The organism is Mesorhizobium sp. M5C.F.Ca.ET.164.01.1.1 (assembly GCF_004792125.1).
GTDB classification, from domain to species: Bacteria; Pseudomonadota; Alphaproteobacteria; order Rhizobiales; family Rhizobiaceae; genus Mesorhizobium; species Mesorhizobium wenxiniae.
In genome coordinates this window covers 2,588,248-2,605,280 of the sequence record NZ_SRTG01000001.1, presented here as the reverse complement: position 1 = coordinate 2,605,280, position 17,033 = coordinate 2,588,248, and the positions used below count along the sequence as shown (strand labels likewise).

12 protein-coding genes and 1 pseudogene are annotated in these 17,033 nt (G+C 63.7%); 8 read left to right on the top strand and 5 right to left on the bottom strand.

Annotated elements, in window-relative coordinates:
• Positions 1-14: 14 nt before the first annotated feature.
• Complete coding sequence (locus tag EN807_RS12830) at positions 15-581, bottom strand: NADH-quinone oxidoreductase subunit I (protein WP_135935164.1); 567 nt, start codon at positions 579-581, stop codon at positions 15-17.
• Positions 582-604: 23 nt separating this feature from the next.
• Entirely contained in the window at positions 605-1,591 is a 987-nt protein-coding gene (gene nuoH, locus EN807_RS12825) for an NADH-quinone oxidoreductase subunit NuoH (RefSeq protein WP_135935163.1), read from the bottom strand.
• Between the two features lie 1,006 nt (positions 1,592-2,597).
• On the opposite strand from nuoH, the gene EN807_RS12820 reads away from it, so the two are divergent.
• The 3 genes and pseudogenes from EN807_RS12820 to EN807_RS36485 form a co-directional block, all read left to right on the top strand.
• Positions 2,598-3,335, top strand: coding sequence for a protein-L-isoaspartate(D-aspartate) O-methyltransferase (locus EN807_RS12820; protein ID WP_135935162.1), 738 nt, complete (start codon positions 2,598-2,600; stop codon positions 3,333-3,335).
• Positions 3,336-3,346: 11 nt separating this feature from the next.
• Entirely contained in the window at positions 3,347-5,788 is a 2,442-nt protein-coding gene (locus EN807_RS12815) for an SAM-dependent methyltransferase (protein WP_189522402.1), read from the top strand.
• A gap of 40 nt (positions 5,789-5,828) precedes the next feature.
• Positions 5,829-6,043 (top strand): annotated as a pseudogene (locus EN807_RS36485) (amino acid ABC transporter ATP-binding protein); the annotation flags it as partial.
• A 94-nt stretch (positions 6,044-6,137) separates the two neighbouring features.
• Here EN807_RS36485 and EN807_RS12805 read toward each other — a convergent pair.
• The 3 genes from EN807_RS12805 to EN807_RS12790 form a co-directional block, all read right to left on the bottom strand.
• Positions 6,138-7,961 (bottom strand): OmpA family protein, encoded by a 1,824-nt coding sequence (locus EN807_RS12805; protein ID WP_135935160.1) that lies wholly within the window; start codon positions 7,959-7,961, stop codon positions 6,138-6,140.
• Positions 7,962-9,045: 1,084 nt separating this feature from the next.
• On the bottom strand, positions 9,046-9,951 hold the full coding sequence (locus tag EN807_RS12795; RefSeq protein WP_127316743.1) for a proline iminopeptidase-family hydrolase: 906 nt from the start codon (positions 9,949-9,951) through the stop codon (positions 9,046-9,048).
• A gap of 101 nt (positions 9,952-10,052) precedes the next feature.
• Positions 10,053-10,817 carry a LuxR family transcriptional regulator gene (locus EN807_RS12790; protein WP_135935853.1) on the bottom strand — a complete coding sequence of 255 codons (765 nt, stop codon included), beginning with the start codon at positions 10,815-10,817 and terminating at the stop codon, positions 10,053-10,055.
• 117 nt (positions 10,818-10,934) lie between these two features.
• Here EN807_RS12790 and EN807_RS12785 point away from each other — a divergent pair, with 117 nt between their 5' ends.
• From EN807_RS12785 to EN807_RS12765, 5 genes are read left to right on the top strand one after another with little or no spacing between them, the layout of a single operon-like run.
• Positions 10,935-11,825 (top strand): proline iminopeptidase-family hydrolase, encoded by an 891-nt coding sequence (locus EN807_RS12785; RefSeq protein WP_127316765.1) that lies wholly within the window; start codon positions 10,935-10,937, stop codon positions 11,823-11,825.
• Positions 11,826-11,873: 48 nt separating this feature from the next.
• Complete coding sequence (locus EN807_RS12780; protein WP_135935159.1) at positions 11,874-12,812, top strand: ABC transporter permease; 939 nt, start codon at positions 11,874-11,876, stop codon at positions 12,810-12,812.
• Entirely contained in the window at positions 12,812-13,660 is an 849-nt protein-coding gene (locus EN807_RS12775) for an ABC transporter permease (RefSeq protein WP_135935158.1), read from the top strand. The genes EN807_RS12780 and EN807_RS12775 overlap by 1 nt, the downstream gene beginning before the upstream one ends.
• Positions 13,657-15,375, top strand: coding sequence for an ABC transporter ATP-binding protein (locus tag EN807_RS12770; RefSeq protein ID WP_135935157.1), 1,719 nt, complete (start codon positions 13,657-13,659; stop codon positions 15,373-15,375). Before EN807_RS12775 ends, EN807_RS12770 begins: the two co-directional genes overlap by 4 nt.
• A gap of 33 nt (positions 15,376-15,408) precedes the next feature.
• On the top strand, positions 15,409-16,908 hold the full coding sequence (locus tag EN807_RS12765; RefSeq protein ID WP_246684072.1) for an ABC transporter substrate-binding protein: 1,500 nt from the start codon (positions 15,409-15,411) through the stop codon (positions 16,906-16,908).
• Positions 16,909-17,033 lie beyond the last annotated feature (125 nt).

Below are 17,033 nucleotides of genomic sequence, written 5' to 3'. Positions count from 1 at the left end.
CGGCTACCGCGCGTTCACGTTCGGCGGATATTCCGCCACCAGTTGTATCCCTGCGGCTCACTCGTCTCGACCAGGACGTCCTGTTCGGTGTTCAGGCGCGCCGCGACCACACCGCCGCCGGTCGTCGCCTTGCCCGGTCTGCCGAGCAGATCGTCACGTCCGACCACCAGGTCACGCGAGGAAAAACTCGAGAATTCGTACTCTTGGCCAAGCGCGATCGCGTCGGCCGGGCAGGCGTCCTCGCACAGCCCGCAGAACAGGCAGCGGGCCATGTCGATCTCGAATTTTGCTGGATGCCGGTTGCCCTTCTCGTCCTCGTAGGGAATGACTTCGATACAGTCGCAGGGACAAATCCGCGCGCAGAGCTCGCAGGCCACGCACTTGATCTCGCCCTCTTCGTCGCGCGTCAGGAAGTGATGCCCGCGGTAACGCGAATAGGGCAACCATTTTTCCTTGTCAGGATACTGCATGGTCACGGATCTGGAGAACATGTAGCCGAAGGTCAGCGCCAAGGCGCCCGCTAGATCGGCGAAGAATGCCCAGCCGATCCATGTTCCACTTATGTGCAGTGCGCGCGACATCGCCGCCTCGCTTGGAGTGGCCCTCAAAGGAAAGCAACACCTGTTACTATTATGTTCGCCAGTGACAGTGGAAGCAAGACTTTCCACCCGATCGCCATCAGTTGGTCGTATCGATAGCGCGGGAAGGTGAAGCGGAACCACATAAACACATAGAGAAAGAACGCGACCTTGAGCGCGAACCAGAGGAGCGGCGGCAACGGAATCAGCACGCCGTTCCAGCCGCCGAAGAACAGGATGACCGACAGGACCGACACCAGCAGCATGACGGCGTATTCGCTGACCATGAAGAACGCAAAGCGGATGCCGCTGTATTCGGTATGGAACCCGGCCCCCAGATCGCCTTCCGCCTCCGCCAGGTCGAATGGAATGCGCTGCGCTTCGGCCAGCCCGGCGACGAAGAATACGAAAAACCCGACCGGTTGGTAGACGATGTTCCAGACATCGGCCTGCGCCCGCACGATCTCGAGCAGGCTCATGGATTGCGCCAGCATTACCACGCCGATGACCGCGAACCCCATCGGGATCTCGTAGCTGATCATCTGCGCGCAAGTCCTGAGGCTGCCCAGGACCGCGTATTTGCTGTTCGCGGCCCAGCCGCCGAAGATGACGCCATAGACCTCGATCCCGATCACCGCGAAGACGAAAAGGAGCGCCACGTTCAAGTTGGAGACGTAGAGCGTGATCTCGGCGCCGAGGACCGAGACGCTTTCGCCGAAGGGGATCGCGACGAACACCACGAAAGGCGGGGCGAGCGCCAGGATCGGCGCCAGTTTGAACAGGAAGCGGTCGGCTTCGGCCGGGATGTGGTCCTCTTTGGTCAAGAGCTTGATGCCGTCCGCCACCGGCTGCAGCAGCCCGTGCCACCCCACGCGCATCGGCCCCATCCGCTGCTGGATGTGCCCGGCGATCTTGCGTTCGAGCCACGTCAGCGGCAAGGGCAGCAGCAGCAGGATCGCAATCAGCAACGCGACCTTGAAGGCGATCAGGCCAAGGGCGAAGACAAGTTCCATAATCCGCAGCTACTTGTTCAACGGGTTGAGACTTACGACACTGAGCACTTGCGCTTGTCCGGCTTCGCGGGAACGGCAGTCTGCCGGCGGCGACGCAACTTGTGCAATGGTATCACAGTCTTACCGTTGCTGGCCACGGTGTGTGTCGCTTGGGACCCAAACGGGCTCTGTCGCAAAGCTTTCTTTGCCCCTCTATCGCGTCGCGAGAAGTGGTTAGCTGACGGCGTGGGTCACCACGCTCTCCGGCGAAGCCGAAATGATCCGCGCGCCACGGCTGGCAGGGGGATGAAGAAATTCGCTCCAAGAGCGATGGTGTCGGCGATGCGGTGTGCTGGCGCACCGAGTGGAAGTGCTACCGCCCGCCGGTTTTGCCGGCGCACGGAGAATGTTGGATTGCAGTTCCCTCCCCTCCACCAGCGCCACCGCGCAAAACGTTCTCCGACCTCAGCGCAGCCGCAAGAATGCCCACGTTCCGCGGGGTTTCCGCGCAAAGCTGTGAACTTACCGCCTTGGCCACAATGGCCTCGCCGCTCTCTTTGGGCGGTTATTCACCGAACCTGTCAACTGACCGGATTTAGTTCACAGCTTTCGCACTCAACAATTTCAGTAGTTTAGTGTGCCACGAGCTGTGTACCATTTCGCAGTCACGCCCCGGCGACCGACCGGTCCTGGAATCAAACCTTGGTGAAGCGCGAATGTCTCGGTCTGACCCGCTCCGGACCTTCTTGTCGTTTCGTCGGAGGGGCTGCAATAAAATGGATAGTGGACTTGCAGCAGGTAACCGCGAGGTCCTTGGTACCCGTGAAGGATGCGTAATGCGGTCAGGCTGCTTGCCGTCCCATTTGCGGTCGCCGCCTGAGGCGGAAGACGCCTTCTGACGCACCACCAACCTCCAACGGGGTTGATCCGGACCTGGTGCCGCGACATGTTTGGTGTGAGATCGGAGCGGCGTTTGCTTCAAAAGGCCGCCGCCTTTGTTCTCGACGTCGTGGGCCAGGAGAGGTTCATGAGTGCTCTAGCCCAGTGCCGAGCGTTGCTGGCCGCGTTTCTCGCGAGTGTCGCCGCCTTCGTTTCGACATCGGCGCCCGCCCAGGACCGCGCAGCCGAGCGTGCGGCCATGATCGAGACGATAAAGGGACACGCCCGCTCCGGGGCACACGGTATCGATCCGGCGGTGCTCAAGACGATGGGCACGGTGCCGCGCGACCGTTTCGTACCCGAGGCGCAGCGCGGCGCGGCCTATCATGACCGGCCCCTGCCGATCGGGCACGGTCAGACGATCTCGCAGCCCTTTATCGTCGCGCTTATGACCGACCTGATCAATGTCCGGCCTGGCGACACCGTCCTCGAGATCGGCACCGGCTCGGGCTATCAGGCAGCCGTCCTGTCGCCGCTCGCCGCCAAGGTTTACTCGATCGAAATTATCCCGGAACTGGGCAAGAGGGCAGCGGCACGACTTGCGGTGCCCCGCTTCGACAACGTCGAGGTGAAGGTGGACGACGGCTACTACGGCTGGCCTGAGCACGCGCCCTTCGACGGCATCGTCGTGACCGCGGCTGCCAGCCATATCCCGCCGCCGCTTGTCGAGCAGCTCGCTGAAGGAGGTCGGATGGTCATCCCCGTGGGAGGCCCCTTTGCAACCCAGTTTCTCATGCTCGTCGAGAAGCGACGAGACGGAGGCATCACGACCCGGCAGCTGCTGCCGGTGAGCTTCGTTCCGCTGCGGGGAGGTCCCTCCCGGTGAGAGCGGGCCGCATGCTACCAGTCGGTCTCGTTTCGGCAGCGGTTCTCGGTTACGAATTGCTGCTGATGCGATTGTTTTCGATCGTTCAATGGCACCATTTTGCCTACATGATCATCAGCATCGCGCTCTTGGGCTTCGGCGCGAGCGGTACGTTCATTGCGCTTGCCCAGCGCTGGCTAGTGGAGCGGTACCCGGCTGCTTTCGCGGCGTCGGCAACGCTGTTCGGCATGACCGCGGTCGCCAGCTTCGCCATCGCCGAACGTCTGCCGTTCAACGCGCTCGAGATCATCTGGGATCCGCGACAGCTCGGTTGGCTCGCGGCCAGCTATGCGCTTCTGATCCTGCCGTTCTTCTTTGGCGCGACCTGCGTCGGCCTTGCTTTCTGCCGCCATCCCGGACAGATCGGACGCGTCTACGCCTTCGACTTGGCCGGCGCAGGGATCGGTGCGCTGGGTATCGTCGGGCTCCTGTTCCTGGTCTTTCCATCTACGGCGCTGCGTTTCGTTGCAGCACTGGCATTCGCGGCGGCTGGCTTTGCCGCGTTCGGCATGGTCCGCCATCGGTGGCTCGCAGCGGGCGGCCTTGGGCTGGCAGCGGCGTTCGTTGCAATATCGCTACCGCCGTCCTGGGTGGCCCCCGAGCCGCATATGTCGCAGTATAAGGGCCTCCGCATAGCCCTGGAGGTTCCGAACGCACGGGTGATCGAGGAGCGGTCGAGCCCGCTCGGGTTGCTGACGGTTGTCGAGAGTCCGACCGTCCCCTTCCGTTACGCGCCTGGCCTCAGCCTTGCCAATACCCAAGAGCCGCCTGCGCAACTCGCCGTCTTCACCGATGGCGACAGTATTGCGGCGATCACCGCCTATGGAGGCGATCCGGCGAAGGTCGCCTATCTCGATCGGACAACGGCGGCGCTGCCGTACCGCATCCTCGAGCGGCCGCGGGTGCTAATCCTCGGCGCCGGGGGCGGCGAGCAGGTGCTGCTGGCGCTGCGCGCCGGGGCCGATACCGTGAATGCGGTAGAGGTCAACCCGCAAATGATCGACTTGGCTCGGAATCGCTTCGCCGACTTCGCTGGCGGTATCTTCAGCCGACCGAACCTGCGCTTGCATTTGGCCGAGGCGCGCGCCTTCGCTGCGACTGCTGGCGAGCGCTACGACCTGATCCAGATGCCGCTCCTCGATTCCTTCAGCGCGGCCGCGGCCGGCGTGCAGAGCTTGCATGAAAATTACACCTATACCGTGGAGGCAATGCGGGATTACCTCGCGATTCTCGGACCAGATGGTGTCGTCGCTATCACACGATGGCTGCGAGTGCCGCCGCGTGATAGCCTTAAGCTGTTCGCCACCGCCATAGCAGCGCTCGAGGCGGAAGGCGTGGCCGAGCCGGACCGGCACCTGGCGCTGATCCGGAGCTGGAATACTGCAACTTTGCTCGTCGCCAAGTCGCCGTTCAAAGGCGAGGACATTGCGGCCATTCGCAGCTTCGCGGCCGAGAACTTCTTCGACATCTCTTGGGTGCCAGGCATCTCCGCGAGCGACGTGAACCACTTCAACCAGCTCGATCAGGAATATCTCTACGAGGGAGCCCTCGCGCTCCTCGGCCCTGAGCGCGCCGACTTCATCGAGCGCTACAAGTTCGCCATCGCACCGGCCACTGACAATCGGCCCTATTTCTTCGACTTCTTCCGCTGGCGCGCCCTGCCCGAACTCCTAGCCCTTCGCACCCAGGGCGGGGCAGCGATGCTCGACTGGAGCTACCTGATCCTCGTGACGACTCTGGTCCAGGCTGCCATCCTCAGCGCCGTCCTGATCCTCCTGCCGCTATGGGTTCGCAGAGACGCGCTCGGGAAAGCTTTGCACCGGCTGCGCTTCGGGCTCTACTTCCTTGCCTTGGGGCTAGCCTTCCTCTTCATCGAAATCGCCTTCATCCAGCGCTTTGTGCTGTTCCTCGGTCATCCGTTCTACGCTGTCGCAGTCGTGCTTGCGGGCTTCCTCGCATTCGCCGGTCTCGGTAGCGCCGTTGCCGCACGCTGGGCCGCGGCGGTTGGGCGCGGGTCGGCGGTGCGCGGCATTGCCCTCGCTGTCGGGGTTATCGCGGTCCTGGCTGCCACCTACCTTCTCGCGCTGCCCTCAGTATTCGAAACGCTGCTGGCGTTCCCGGACGCCGCGAAGATCGCGATCGCGCTCCTTCTCATAGCGCCTCTCGCTCTTTTTATGGGCATGCCGTTTCCCCTCGGCCTCGGGTATGTCGGCGCGCGTTCGGAGACATTCATTCCCTGGGCGTGGGGAATCAACGGCTGTGCGTCCGTGCTGAGCGCGATTCTCGCCACGCTGCTTGCAATGCATGTAGGGTTCTCTGGCGTCGTGATGATCGCTGTGGTCCTTTATCTTGTCGCCCCAGCCTTGCTTGCAAATCGGCTCACGATCCGAACCATGATCCCTTTCCGGTCGTGAAGTTCATCACTGCTAGCCGGGGCGCCATTGACCAGATCACCTTGACCCTGAATTGGTTGCCGAGGTGCTCGCCCTCGTCCCGGGAACTTGCCGCCGACGGCATAACGCTGGTCACCCAATGCAATGCGTTTCGCGAGCCGCGCCGTCTTCATACATGAAGGCCGCATCCACGAGATCGGCCCGCCCGGCAAGGTCTTCGCCAGCTCTAATACGCTCGAGCGCCGCCCATTTCCTTGGCGTCAATTAATCCGGTGACCGGACTAGATGCGTGTCGTCTATTTGGCCCGCTCGACGTTGCAATGGTGAGCCTGGCGCTAGCTTCCCGGCAGGCTTAAAACAAGGATGAGGCCTATTCGGAGCTCGCCACGGGTGCGACCAGTGGCGTAATGCGGCGGATCGCGACGCGCCGGTTCTCGCGTTCGGGCTCCTGGGTTTCAACCTTCAAATACTGCTCGCCATAGCCCTGCGTCTCCATATTCTCGGGCGCGATGTCGAAGACGTTGGTCAGCGCGGTCGCCACCGCTTCGGCCCGCTGGTCCGACAGCGCCAGGTTCGCCACCTCCGCCCCGACCGCATCGGTGTGGCCCTCGATCAGGAAGGTCTCGCCCGGGTTCTCCTTGAGCAGGCGCTGCATGGCCTCGGCGACGCCTTCGAGCTTGCCGATCTCGCTCTCCGGGATCTGGGCCGAGCCGAACTCGAAATTGATGATGTCGAGATCGATGCGCCTGACCTTGTCGCGGATGCGCGCCGAACGCCGGACCTCGTCAAGCGAGTAGGTGCGCTCCACTTGCTCGACCGGCGGCTGGTCGAGGAACGTATAGTAGTCCTCGGGGTCCTCAACCCATTCCGCGTCCAGTATGTAGTCGCGAACCGGAATGTCGAGGTCGAGCGGCGGTAGGTCGAGGCCGGGATCGCGCCATTCCAGCACCTCGTCGTAATAGTCGTCTTCGACATAGACGAGGACGATCTCGCGATCGTCGGGCAGGATCTTCACGCGGCGGACGACGTCTCCCCAGCGGTTGCGGATCGTGACGATCCGCGTCCCGTCGGGACGGACCACAACCTCGCGCTGCCGGCTGCGCGGCAGTTCCTCGTAGTAGACCTCGCGCGCGTCGATGATGAAGCGCTCCTCGCGGGGCCGCTCGATGAAATAGGTATTGTTGGTCCGGAAAATGAAGCGGTTGTTGACCTCGCGCACAAGTTCCGCGCCCTCCGGAACCTCGGGACGCTCCCTGCGCGGGCGTTCGATGCGGCGGCCTTCCTCGGAGATGACGGAGCCGATTTGCACTGGATCTGTCGAGGCTCGCGCCTGCGCCGCGGCGTCGCTTTCGGGCAGCCGCTCGGCCCTGGCCCGAGCAGCGGGCTGGTCCGGCCCGGCGCCGCCCGGCTTGCGCCTCACCGGCTTTTCCTTGGCGCTGTCGAAGAGCCTAGCGGCGTTTTCGGGACGACGCATCGCCGCTTCGCGCTCCTTGCGCCGCTTCAGGCGTTCCTCGGTGATCGCGGGCTCGGGTTCGGCGGCACGCTGTCTGGCGGCCTCGCGCTCCTTGCGCCGCTTCACGCGCTCCTCGGTGATCGCGGGCTCGGGTTCGGCGGCACGCCGTTTGACGGCTTCGCGCTCCTTGCGCTTCTTCTGACGTTCCTCTGTGATCGCGGGCTCGGGTTCGGCGGCGCGCTGTCTGGCGGCCTCGCGGTCCTTGCGCCTCTTCTGGCGTTCCTCGGCGATCGCGGGCGCGTCGGGTTCGGCGGCACGCCGTTTGACGGCCTCGCGGTCCTTGCGCCTCTTCTGGCGTTCCTCGGCGATCGTGGGCGCGTCGGGTCCGGCGGCACGCCGTTTGACGGCCTCGCGGTCCTTGCGCCTCTTCTGGCGTTCCTCGGTGATCGCGGGCTCGGGTTCGGCGGCACGCCGTTTGACGGCTTCGCGCTCCCGCGCCGCAGGCCGCTCGGCCCGCTCGCGCTGCGCCGGCCTTTCTGCCCGCGGAGTCCGCTGCTCGTCGCGTTTGGCCCCCTTTCTCTTCTTCCTGCGTAGCAGCTCTTCCTCTTCGGGCAACTGGGCTTGGGCCAGAATGAGGGGTGCGGCGAGCGGCTGGGCGCCGCGCGAAAGTGCGGGAAGCGGAGCAGGTGTCAATGTGAGGCCGACCGCGGCACCCACAACAATCCGAAAATGGCGTTTCATCTGGACAATGATCCCGTAGAGCAGTCCCTTGCGCATCCCCAACCTTGAAACAGGTAAGATTGTTCCCAATCGGTCGGTTCCCGGCGCTTCGAGGCGTTTTTCCGTCGAGAATATGTCCAGGGCGCGGCGCTTCACCGGCCGCAGCCGGGAATGGCGACGCTTTTGATGAGTTTCACCGGACCGCTGTCGATGATCAGATCGATCTTCAAGAACGAAAAATAATGTTGGACCTGTGCGGACGGCATCGCGAGCGACACTGGAAAATGCCAATTTCGCACCCACGTCCAAGCGACCTTTGCCTTTCAGGAAAGCTCGATGACGTCAGATCTTTTGATAATGATCTTGCGACCCCGTTCTACTATGTTCGCCCGCAGCGACGTCGAACCACTAACCCCTGTGCGGTCCTACTCTGCTCGACGAGCTTAGGTAGAGAAAACTTAGCAACTTGACGAAGTTTTCTCTTGCGCCGCCGATAGATCGCGCGATAGTTAGCATCATGGCTAAGCATGATCCCGATCTCTCGCTGCTTTCCCGTCAACTAGATTGTCGAAATGGGAGGGCCTGGGGAAGCTGCGCGCTCCGGACGATAGGCAGGCAAGAGGCGCGTAGCCGCCATCACCTCGAGTCTGTGAATGACCGCTTCTGGAACTGGCACGGCCAACCCGGAATGGCTTACTTGAGGTCGACGACGGAACGGCCGCTTCTCAACAACATCATCCCGTAAGCTGCCCGTCCGTTCTCGGCCGATTGCGGTCATTTCATAAATCGCACTCGATTGTCCGCTTCTGGCGCAAACCTGCTGTAGACGGTGGTTGTGGGAACTTCCGCACCCACCCGATGCAGACCATTCCCATCCGCAGGACGAAGGTCGATGATAGGCGGTGAGCAGCATGCGCGGAGAGGCAGCATGGCTCGCTAGCTCGAGCTCGAAAATCTGGCTACCATCGAGTCATGTGCCTAGAAATACGCGCGGGCTGGCCGCCCAGTAAGCGCGGCCCTCTTGAAAGAGAGCCATCATATGGATGACTCCATCTGCGATCCCATCCAGCAGCCTGAGCGGGGTTTCGATCGTCCGTGACGACGACTAATCTTCCACCTCGCACAGGAACCCCGACACCACTGCCATACAGAGATCCTTCTCCTCGACATGCGGCATGTGGCTCGAGTTCTCGAATACCACCGCGCGACATCCCTGCACGCGCTCGGCGTAGGGACGAACGACCTCCGGCGTCGCCTCGTCGTGGCGGCCGGAGATCAGCAGGGTCGGCGCCGCGATCAGCGGCAGCCGGTCCTCGATGGTCCAGTCCTTGAGTGTGCCAATGACGTGGAACTCGGTCGGGCCGTTCATGTTGCGGTAGACCGTGTTATCCTCATCCATCAGCGCAAAGGTCCGCGCCACCTCCGGCGGCCACGGCACCACGCTGCAGACATGCCGGTCGTAGAAGACTCGCGAGGCGGCGATGTAGTCCGGATCGGTGATCGTGCCGGCCCCCTCGTGCCGCTGCAGCGTGTCCTGCACATCCTGCGGCAGGCTTCGGCGCAGCCGGTTCGCCTCCGCTACCCACGTCCTCATGCTGGCCGGCGAGTTGGCGATCACCAGAGCCTTGAGACCAGGCGGCCTGCGCACCGCATGCTCGGCGCCGAGCATGCCGCCCCAGGACTGGCCGAGCAGCGCGTAGCGCTCACGAATGCCGAGATGGTCAAGCAGATTGTCGAGTTCTTCGAGGAACAGCGACACCGTCCAGAACTCCGGGCCGTTGTCCGGCAGCCGGGTGGAATTGCCGTTGCCGACCTGGTCGTAGTGGATGACGGCACGGCCGTCGAGCGCAGCGATCTCCTTGAAGGAATCGACATAGTCATGGGTGCAGCCAGGCCCGCCATGCGCCACCACGAGCGGCAGCCGGGGCGAGTCCAGCGAACCGGTGATACGGTACCAGGTGCGAAAGGCGCCGAACGGCGCATAGGCCTCTGTCGATATTGTCGCCGTCACCCTGCGCCTCCGTCCTGCGCCTCCGTCGCTTGCCGGCCCGACTCTAGCGCGACGGCAGGGCCGCCGGCAGCTATCAGAACTTATAGGGTCGCGGGGCGGGTTCAGTGTTCCAGCAGCCGGTAGTGTGCCGCCCGCACCACTGCCTGAGTGCGGTTCCTGGCATTTAGCTTCCTTGCGGCGCTGTTGAGGTGCAGCACCACGGTCGGCACCGCGCGGTCGATGATGCGCGAGATTTCCTTGGCCGACAGCCCCTGCGCCGAATAGCGCAGGCATTCGCGTTCACGCTCAGTCAGCCGCGCTGCGCCGGCCGAGCGCACGCCATCGTCGAACAACGCGAATGCGGCCTCGTGGAAGACGTGGGCCAGCAGGCTGAAATCGGCAATATGCCGCAGCGTGTCGTTCTCCTCCTTGGCGCGGCCGCCGAAGCGCACGGCGGTCACCGTGGCATAGTCGCCGCGCGGCATGTGGATCGGCACTGTAACGCCGCTCGAAACCTCCCGCTCGCGTAGGTACCGGGCGACGGGCGCGGTCTCCTCAGTCAGAAAGCCCCTGATGCGAGTTTCCGCTGCGGCATCGTAGCTCCAGAAGAACGGCGTGGTGGTTCGCGTCGCCAAGATCTGAACTGGATCAATACGGAAGTAGCCGCGCGCACACCAGTAGTCGTGCATGTCGTCGGCCATGTTGCGCAGCTTCAGTAGCGATGGGATCATGATGCTGCCGTCGAGATCGAAAGGCACCGGCGTGTAATCGTAAATCAGGCCGTCGAAGCCGAACGCCCGAACCCCCGCATAGATCTCATCGATGCGGCCGTCCAAGGTTTCCTGCCTTGTGAAGCGCCGACGCAAAGGCAGAATTTCGTCCAGCATGTCCACCCCAGCGATCGGAACGCCATCGAACCTATCACTTCTTATAGCTTTCGGGGACCCGGTATTGCGCTAAAATTGAGCCGTGCTCGAATGTTAGGCAGAGCTGGGGTGGCAGGTATGTGGCGCGAGATGACGCCGGACGACCGCATCGAGATGACCGTCGACGGCTACCGGGTCGTCGCCTACAGCTTCGGCAGCGGCAGCGAGACCGTGTTCTGCCTGAACGGCGGGCCAGGCCTGCCCTGCGACTATCTGCGCGAAGCGCATTCCTGCCTGGTCGACCAGGGCTATCGTGTGGTGGCCTTCGACCAGCTCGGCACCGGTGCGTCCGACCGGCCCGATGATCCCGCGCTGTGGACCATCGGCCGCTATGTCGAGGAGACGGAGACGGTGCGAAAGGCGCTGGGGCTCGGCAAGGTGCACCTGCTCGGCCATTCCTGGGGCGGCTGGCTCGCCATCGACTATGCGCTAGCCTATCAGGAGAACCTGCATACGCTGATCCTTGAGGACACCGTCGCCGACATGCCGCATCTGATCGTCGAGCTGGAGCGGCTGCGCGCGGCGCTCGGGCCGGAGACGGTGGCGATGATGCAGAAGCACGAGGCACAGGGTACCTTTGACCACCCCGAATATGCGGCGGCCGTGACCATCCTCAACTACCGCCATGTCTGCCGGCTTTCCGAATGGCCGGCACCAGTGCGCCGGTCGCTCGACGACTGGAACACGGGTCCCTACATGACGATGCAAGGGCCCAACGAATTCCTTTATGTCGGCAACCTCAAGGACTGGAACCGGGTACCGGACTTGCCGAAGATCACCGTCCCGGTGCTGATCACGCATGGCGAGCATGACGAGCTGACGCCGGCGTGCGGGCTGCGCATCAAGCTCGCCCTTCGCGATGCCGAACTCCGGATAATCTCGAACGCCAGCCATATGCCTTTCTACGAGAACCCGGCGGTGTATTATCCGATCCTAATCGACTTCCTGTCGAGGCACGGGGCCGGTTGATGCAGCCGAAACCGCTGCTCGACTGGCCGACAAGAGGCACGAGCAGCCATGCATCGCTATAGATTCGTCCTCTACCGCCCCCTGCAGTTCCTGCCGGTGCTGTTCGGCATCAGTGCCATCACCTTCGTGCTTGTCCGCCTGATTCCTGGGGATCCCGCCCGCGTTCTCCTCGGCACGCGCGCGACGCCCACCGCGATTGCCAACATCCGCGCGCAATACGGACTCGATGAGCCGCTCTGGGTGCAGTATTTCTATTTCATCGGCAATCTCGGCCAGGGCGAGATGGGAAAGTCGATCCTCTACAAGATCGACGTGCTCAAGCTGATCGCGACGCGGCTGGAGCCGACCCTGGCGCTGGTCCTGTCAAGCGTGGTGCTGTCGATCTTGATCGCGATGCCGCTGTCGGCCATTGCCGCGCGCAATCGGGCCCGAACGCCCGACCACGCGGTGCGCATCGTTTCCACGCTCGGCATCGGCTTTCCCCCGTTCTGGCTGGGTCTGATGCTGATCATCCTGTTCAGCGTGCGGTTAGGCATCTTTCCCGTGTCGGGGTACGGCGACAGCCTGGGCGACAAGCTCTATCATCTCGCCCTGCCCAGCCTCACGGTCGCCCTGTCGCTCTCGGCGGTCCTGACCCGCAGCCTGCGGGCGGCGATGGTGCAGGCCTTGGAATCCGACGTGGCCACGGCGGCGAGGGCGCGCGGCATGCCGGAGAGCATCGTGTTCTGGCGGCATGTGCTGCCCAATTCGGTGGTGCCGACGGTCAATCTGCTGGCCGTCAACATCGGCTGGCTCATCGGCGGTACCGTCGTGGTGGAGAGCGTGTTCGCGCTCCCGGGCATGGGGCAGTTGCTGGTACGGGCGATCTTTTCGCGGGACTACATGGTCGTGCAGGGCGTGGCGATGGTGTTTGCCTGCGCCACGGTCCTGGTGAACTTCGCCGCCGACATCGTCACCGTAACGGTCGATCCGAGGGTGACGCTGTGATGAGGTTGCCGACGCTGTCGCGTCCTTTCTCCCTTCGCAGGCTGATCGGCGGCCGCGCGACCCTCTCGGCGGGTGCGGCCGTGCTCGGCCTGTTCGTCCTGCTGGCGGTGTTCGCGCCGATGATCGCGCCCTCCGACCCAATCTTCCAGGATGCCGCGGTGCGCCTGCAGGCTCCGTCGCTGCTCCACCCGTTCGGCACCGACAATTTCGGCCGCGATGTTCTCTCCCGGGTCATCTGGGGCGCACGCATCGACCTGCAGATCGCCGTGATCGGCGTCGTCTTTCCCTTCATCATCGGTACGACGCTCGGCACCATCGCTGGCTTCTTCGGCGGCATCATCGACGTGCTGTTCATGCGTGTCGTCGACGTTGTCCTTGCTTTTCCCTTCCTCGTCCTGATGCTGTCGATCATTGCCATCCTGGGACCCGGCCTCGGCAGCTTCTACATAGCCATGGCGCTGGTCGGCTGGGTCTCTTATGCGCGGCTGATCCGGGCGCAGATCCTGGTGATCAAGAACAGCGACTATGCCGCCGCTGCCGCCAGCCTCGGCTTTGGACGCATGCGCATCATGTTCCGGCATCTGCTCCCGAACGCCGTTGCCGGCTCGTTCGTCTTCGTTATGTCCGACGCCGTGCTCGTGCTGCTCAACGGCGCGGCGATCAGCTATCTCGGACTCGGCGTGCAACCGCCGCTTGCCGAATGGGGCATCATGGTCGCCGAGGGCCAGTCCTTCATCACCACCGCCTGGTGGATCACTTTGTTTCCCGGCCTGTCCATCGTGCTGCTCGCCTTCGGCTTCAGCCTCATGGGCGACGCACTGGCCGATCTCATGAGCGTGAATGGATGAGCGCGCCGCTGCTCAGCGCCCGGGATCTGAGCGTCGCCGCCGATGACGGCGCCGGCGGCCGGACACTTCTCGACCGTGTCTCGCTCGACCTTGCCGCCGGCGAGATCCTCGGCCTAGTCGGCGAGAGCGGCTCGGGCAAAAGTCTGTTCTGCCGCGCGCTGGTGCGCCTGCTGCCGTCGCCAAAGCTCAGCATCAGCGGCGGCGCCGTCTTCCTCGAGGGCCGCGACCTGGTTACCGCCGACGAACCAACCATGCTGAAGGTGCGCGGCGGCGCCATCGGCATGATCTTCCAGAATCCGACCAGCCATCTCGATCCGGTCATGCGTGTCGGCGAGCAGATCGCCGAAGGCATCCGCTACCACCAGGGTCTTGGCCCGCGCGAGGTTCGCGCGGCGGCGGTGGACATCCTAGAGCAGGTCGGCTTCCCCGACCCCCGCCGCCAGTACGACGGCTATCCGCACGAATTCTCCGGCGGCATGCGCCAGCGGGCGATGATCGGCGTGGCACTGTCGAGCAATCCGAAGATCCTCGTCGCCGACGAGCCGACCACCGCGCTCGACGTAACCATCCAGGCGCAGATTCTGCGGCTTCTGCTCGACATCCGCGACCGCCGCGGCCTCTCCATCATCCTGATCAGCCACGACCTCGGCGTCGTCGCGCAGACCTGCGACCGCATCGCAGTGATGCGCGAGGGCAGGCTGGTCGAGCAGGGCGAGAAGCGCGCGCTGCTTTCGGCGCCGCGGCATCCCTATACGCGGGCGCTGATTCGCAGCCACCCGTCGATGCCGGACGAGCACGCCGCCGCAGGCGCCGCGCCGCGAGCCCCGACGCCTGAAGGTGGTGGGTCAAGGCCGCTGCTGGAGATCAACAACCTCCACGTCCGCTTCGCCAGCGGCGGCGGCCTGTTCGCGCGCCGTCGCACGGTTTCGGCGATCAACGGCGTGAGCCTGACGATCATGCCCGGCGAGACCGTCGGAATCGTCGGCGAATCCGGCAGCGGCAAGAGCACGCTCGCCCGCGCCATCCTTGGCCTGACGTCGTCGTCTTCCGGGCACATCACCTTCGACGGCGTCGATCTTGCGCAGAGCCGGGCCGCCGCCCTGCGCAAGCTGCGCAGCGAGGCGGCGATGGTGTTCCAAGATCCCTACAACGCGCTGAATCCGCGGCTCACTATCGGCGAAATGCTCGCCGAGGTGCTGCGGGTGCATGGAAGATCGGCAAACAGCGCCGCGCGCGTCGGCGTGCTGCTCGATCTTGTCGGGCTCGGGCGCGATTTCGTTGACCGCAAGCCGCGTAGCATGAGCGGCGGCCAGTGCCAGCGCGCGGGCATCGCCCGCGCTCTCGCCGTCGAACCACGTTTGATCATCGCCGACGAATGCGTCGCCGCGCTCGACGTTACCATCCAGGCTCAAATCATCGACCTGTTCCGAGCGCTTACCCGCAAAATGTCACTGACGCTGCTCTTTATCGCCCACGATCTCGCTCTCGTGCGCAATCTGTGCGAGCGCGTGGTGGTGATGTATCGCGGCGAGATCGTCGAGGAAGGTCCCTGCGCCGCCGTCTTCGCGCAGCCGCGGCATGCCTACACCGCCGCATTGATCCGCGCCATTCCGGACATCGACCCGGACAAGCCGCTGCGCGCCGAGCCGTCTGCGTCGCGGCTTTCGGTGCCCGAACGCGCCTCGGCACAACCGTCAACAGCATTCAACTGGTAAACAAGAAAGGGAACACTCATGTTGAAGAAATGGATGAAGATCGGTCTGGTCACCGTCATGGCCAGTGCGTCGCTCGGCGCCGGCCTCGCCGAGGCGGCCGGCGTGCTCACCATCGGCCGGCGCGAGGACTCCACCACGTTCGATCCGATCAAGACCGCACAGAACATCGATTTCTGGGTCTTTTCGAACGTCTACGACGTGCTCATCCGCGTCGACAAGGGTGGCGCCAAACTGGAGCCGGGGCTCGCCGAAAGCTGGACGGTGTCGGAGGACGGGCTGACCTATACGCTGAAGATCCGCGACGCCAAATTCTCGGACGGATCGCCGCTGACGGCGCAGGACGCGGCCTTCAGTCTGCTGCGCATCCGCGACGATCCCGGATCGCTGTGGAGCGACTCCTATAAGGTGATCGACAAGGCCGAAGCGACGGACGACCGCACCCTTGTCGTTAAGCTGAAGACGCCGTCGGCGCCGTTCCTGTCGACGCTTGCCATGCCCGGCGCCTCCGTTCTCTCTAAAGCCGGGATGGAGGCGCTCGGCGCCGAGGCCTATGCGGAAAACCCGATCGCCTCGGGCGCGTTCACGCTCAAGGAATGGCGGCGCGGCGACCGCGTCATCCTCGAAAAGAACCCCAACTTTTGGGAGGCGGACCGCGTCCAGCTCGACGGGGTCGAGTGGATTTCCGTGCCCGACGACAACACGCGCATGCTCAACGTGCAGGCAGGCCAGCTCGACGCCGCCATCTTTGTGCCGTTTTCGCGCGTCGAGGAACTGAAAAAGGACCCGAACCTCGTCGTCCACGCCGATCCGTCGACCCGCGAGGACCATCTGCTCATCAATCACGAGAAGGGCGCGCTGGGCAAGAAGGAGGTGCGGCAGGCGCTCGACATGGCCATCGACAAGCAAGCCGTCGTCGATACCGTGACCTTCGGCCTCGGCGAGGTCGCCAACTCCTTCATCCCGAAGGGCGCGCTATACCACTACGCGGACAATCTGCAGCGGCCCTACAATCCGGAAAAGGCCAAGCAGATGTTGGCAGAGGCCGGCGCCTCGGACCTTTCCCTGAACTATGTCGTTCGCGCCGGTGACGAAATCGTCGAACAGACCGCCGTGCTGTTGCAACAGCAGCTCGCAAGCGCAGGCGTCACTGTCAATATCCAGAAAGTCGACCCCAGCCAGGAGTGGGACATGCTGGTGGCCGGTGACTACGATGTTGGCGTCAACTATTGGACAAACGACATTCTGGACCCGGATCAGAAGACCACCTTTGTGGTCGGGCACGACGCAAACATGAACTACATGACCCGCTACAACAACGAGACAGTAAAGGAACTGGTGGCTGCCGCCCGCGTCGAGATGGACCCGGCCAAGCGTGAACAAATGTATATCGACATCCAGAAGATGGCCAAGGAGGACGTCCACTGGATCGATCTCTACTATAGCCCCTACATCAACGTTTCGCGCAAAAACATCCAGAACTTCGACCAGAACCCACTTGGCCGCTTCTTTCTGGAAGATACGGTCAAGAACTGACTCCTGCTGGCGTCGTCCCCTGGGCGGCGCCAGCTACGCATGGAATGTCGGGTGGCGGACCAACGCGGACACTCCGGCGCATAGCAGTGGACGTCTTGAACTGGCGCGAGTGCGCCGCTTGCGTG